Genomic DNA, 375 nt, shown 5'->3' on the forward strand with positions numbered 1-375 from the left:
AAGACGCAACCGTCGTTGTCACCTACCCAGACGGATCTAAAGATGAAGTTCCAGTCAAAGTTACGGTTAAAACTCCAAGCACAGATGCGGATAATAACACACCAGTAGCTAAGGCACAAACAGTAACCCCAGGCTCAACCCCAAATGCGCAAGATTCAATAGGTAACGTCGGTGATCTTCCAAATGGAACTAAGTTTGACTTCAAGACACCAGTAGATACAGCTACAGATGGTGAAAAAGACGCAACAGTTGTTGTGACTTACCCAGACGGATCTAAAGATGAAGTTCCAGTTAAAGTTACTGTTAAAACTCCAAGCACAGATGCGGATAAGAATAATCCAACAGCTAAGGCACAAACAGTAACACCAGGAACAA

1 protein-coding gene is annotated in these 375 nt (G+C 43.2%); it reads left to right on the forward strand.

What is annotated here, in order from left to right:
- Positions 1-375 (forward strand): Rib/alpha-like domain-containing protein (locus AX663_RS08830; RefSeq protein ID WP_269449972.1); only part of this gene is annotated, 375 nt, incomplete at both ends.

The organism is Streptococcus sp. CCH8-H5, assembly GCF_001556505.1.
Classification (GTDB): domain Bacteria; phylum Bacillota; class Bacilli; order Lactobacillales; family Streptococcaceae; genus Streptococcus.